General features: G+C 72.1%; 2 protein-coding genes and 2 pseudogenes. 1 reads left to right on the top strand and 3 read right to left on the bottom strand.

Annotated elements, in window-relative coordinates; all coding sequences use genetic code 11:
* Positions 1–165: 165 nt before the first annotated feature.
* A pseudogene (locus V7Q31_RS18250) lies at positions 166–363 on the top strand (thermonuclease family protein); the annotation flags it as partial.
* Positions 364–1,135: 772 nt separating this feature from the next.
* Here V7Q31_RS18250 and V7Q31_RS18245 read toward each other — a convergent pair.
* From V7Q31_RS18245 to nikD, 3 genes and pseudogenes are all read right to left on the bottom strand, one after another.
* The gene (locus tag V7Q31_RS18245; protein ID WP_333835268.1) at positions 1,136–2,182 is read right to left on the bottom strand and encodes a cation diffusion facilitator family transporter; all 1,047 of its coding nucleotides are present in this window, start codon (positions 2,180–2,182) and stop codon (positions 1,136–1,138) included.
* Complete coding sequence (locus V7Q31_RS18240; protein WP_333835267.1) at positions 2,172–2,981, bottom strand: ATP-binding cassette domain-containing protein; 810 nt, start codon at positions 2,979–2,981, stop codon at positions 2,172–2,174. The genes V7Q31_RS18245 and V7Q31_RS18240 overlap by 11 nt, the downstream gene beginning before the upstream one ends.
* Positions 2,978–3,249, bottom strand: a pseudogene (gene nikD / locus V7Q31_RS18235) (nickel import ATP-binding protein NikD); the annotation flags it as partial. The pseudogene nikD and the gene V7Q31_RS18240, both read right to left, overlap by 4 nt.

The following is a 3,249-nucleotide window of genomic DNA, read 5'->3' as shown; positions in this document are numbered from 1 at the left end:
GGGCCCGGGCCGTCTGTCGCGCGCGAGGCGAACCGCGCGGTCGGCGAGACCTTCGCGGGACGGGTGACACAGGTCGTCGATGGCGACACCTTCCGGATGCGCAACGCCTCGGTCCGGATACGGATCTGAGGTCTCGACGCCGAGGAGACTGGCACGGCGCAGGGTGCGCGGGCGACGCAGGCCCTTGAGCGGCTGATCGCGGGCCGCACCCTCACCTGTCTCGTGCGCGACATCGACCGCTTCGACCGCATTGTCGGCCAATGCGTCCTGCCCGACGGTCGGGACATCGCCGCGATCATGATCGCGAGCGGCGCGGCGATGGAGTTCTGCCGCTTCTCGCGCAACCATTGCGGCTCCTGCTGACCGGTCCCTTGGGGTGCTCTCCAGCCGGGACTTCTTGGGAGCTGCGCGCCACCCTGCGGGGGACGTTACGGCGGCGGCTCAGGCGGCCTGGGAGCAATTTCGGGGCGCGCGAGCCGCTGAAACCACTTCAGCTTGCGTTCGGGCGGCAAACCGCGGATTCAACCGCTTAAGTATCGCCCCCGGCTGGGGGCAGGCGTTCGAGGAGGTCTGGCGCAGCGAAAAGATCCCGCGTCGCGGCGAGGCCCGGCGCTGACCGGAACGCGGCGCTGTCGGGAACGGCCTCGCTGTCGGCCGGGCGCATGCGGGGCGCGGGCGGCCGGTCCGCGGGCGCTGCTGCGGCCAGTGGTTATCCGGGCGCGAAGCGCGACTATGCCGCGTGCGTCGTGGCGATCATCTCGCGCGAGAATCGCTATCCGAGCGCCGCGCGGAACATGCGTGAGCACGGCGGAGGTCGGCTCGCGTTCACGGTCGACGCGTCGGTCCGCGCGTCGCCGCGTCGCTACGCCAAAGGACCGGTCACGTTACCCTCGACGCGGGTAGCCTCGAGCTGATCCGCGGCGCCGCGCCCCTGCCCCGGATCCCGCCAGAGATCAGGCGCGACCCGCTCGACTTCGTCGTCCCGATTGACTTCGCCCTACGCTGAACGTCTCGCGATCCTCGGGGTCTGCGCCGCGCGCGGTGATCGCCCGCGAGCCGAACAGTTGCGTTGCGGGCGCGAAAGGCCGGGTGCGCCGCCGCTGAGCTCTAGGCGATGACGCCGCGGCCCCGACGGTCAAGCACGCTTTCGAGATCGGGAGCGCCCGTTCTCTCGAAGTGACCGGGTGACGCGCCGCCCGAAGCAGCACGCTAAGGACTGCGATAAGTGCGGAGACCGCTCCGCTCTCAGTTCGGGCACCCGCACGCAAGGGGACAGCCGCCTCGATGGTCGAGTTCGATCTGGAACACCGCGTGCCCGACGCCGAAGCGGGCCGCGACTTCCCGCGTGAGTTCTCGCAGCGCGGCGTCGCCGGGATGGCCCTCCGGCGTGACAAGATGGGCCGAGAGCGCCGCTCCGGTCGATCCGAGCGGCCAGACATGGAGATCGTGGACATCGACCACCCCCCGGGCGCGAGGCGAGGAATGCGGCCACTTCCTCGACACGTACGCGCCGGGGGCTCGCGGCGAGCGAAAGCTCAATGCTTTCTCGCAGAAGGTCCCATGTCGAGCCGATAATCACCGCCACCACGACGAGCGCGACCACGGGGTCGATCCAGGCGTGGCCGGTCGCGAGCACCGCCGCGCCGGACAGGGCCACGCCGAGCGACACGGCCGCGTCGGCCATCATGTGCAAGTAGGCGCCGCGGAGGTTCACGTCCGCGTTTCGACCGCGCAGGAACAGCAGCGCCGTGCCCGCGTTCACCACAGCGCCAGCAATCGCGGCGACGACGACGAGGCCGCCCTGCACCGGGACCGGGGCGGCGATGCGCCCAAGCGCCTCCCAGCCGAGCGCGCCGGCGACGAGCATGAGCATCGCGCCATTGAACAGCGCCGAGAGGATGGTGGCGTTCCGGAAGCCCCAGGTGAAGCGCAGATCGGCAGGACGGCGCGCCAGGACCACCGCGATCCAGGCGGCGCCGAGCCCCAGCACGTCCGAGAGGTTGTGAGCGGCGTCCGCCAGCAGCGCCGCCGAACCGGCGACCACGCCGACCGCGACCTCCATCGCGACGTAGCCGAGGTTCAGTGCGATCGCGAGCGCGAAACGCCGATCCGGGGCCCGAGCCCCGCTGCTGTCATCATGGTGAGCGTGATGATGATGATGGCCGGCGTGGTCATGCGCCATGGACGTCCTCCGCAAGCGTCCCCGGTCGCGGCCGCGGCGCGGCGGGCAGCATCGCCTCGACGAGCCGCCGCGAAGCCGGGTGGTTCAGCTGGAGTTGCGCGCCGACCGGCGCGTCCTCGACGATCCGCCCCTCGGCCAGCACCGCGACCCGCCCCGCGAAGCGCCGCACCAGGCGCAGATCATGGGTCACGAGCAGGAACGCCGCGCGGGTGCGCGCGCGCAAGTCGGCGAGCAGATCGAGGATCTGGATCTGGAGCGTGAGGTCGAGGTTCGACACGGCTTCGTCAAGCACCACAAGTTCCGGCTCGGGGGCGAGCGCGCGGGCGATGCAGGCGCGCTGGAGTTGGCCGCCGCTGAGCTGGCCGGGCAGCCGCGTCGCCGCGTCCGGCGGTAGGGAGACCGCGGCGAGCAACTCGGCGACGCGCCGGTCACGGGCGGCGCCGTCGAGATCGGTCAGATGGCGCAGGGGCTCGCCTATGGACCATCCCACGGAGCGGGCGGGGTTGAGCGCGCCGACCGAGTCCTGGAACACGATCTGCGCGGCGCGGCGCAGGTCCTTCGGCGGCGTCTCGCGCAGGTCGCGGCCGCGAAAAAGCACGCGGCCGGCGTCGGGCTTCTCAAGACCGAGCAGGATGCGCGACAGAGTGCTCTTGCCGCAGCCGCTCTCGCCGACCAGCGCCACGCTCTCGCCGGGGGCTATGGAGAAGTCCGCGCCGTCGAGCACGCGCCGGCGGTCGCGCGCGCCGGACCAGCCCGAGCCGTAGCGCTTCGCGACGCCCTCCGCGACCAGCAGGCTCATGCCCCACCCTCCGACAGAGCCAGATGCGCGTCGAGCAGGGCGCGGGTCGCCGGATGGCGGGGCGCCGCGAACAGCGCGGCCGCCTCGCCGGTCTCGACCACCCGTCCCGCCTCCATCACCACGATCTCGTCGGCGAGCCGCGCCACCACGCCCATGTCGTGGGTGACGAGCAGCACGCCTAGGCCGCGCCCAGCCACGAGCCGCTCCAGCAGGTCGAGCAGCCGCGCCTGCGCGACGAGGTCGAGATCGGTGGTCGGCTCGTCGGCGA

This window comes from Rubrimonas sp. (assembly GCF_036788415.1).
Classification (GTDB): Bacteria; Pseudomonadota; Alphaproteobacteria; order Rhodobacterales; family Rhodobacteraceae; genus Rubrimonas.
This window is presented reverse-complemented; position numbering and strand designations above follow the sequence as displayed.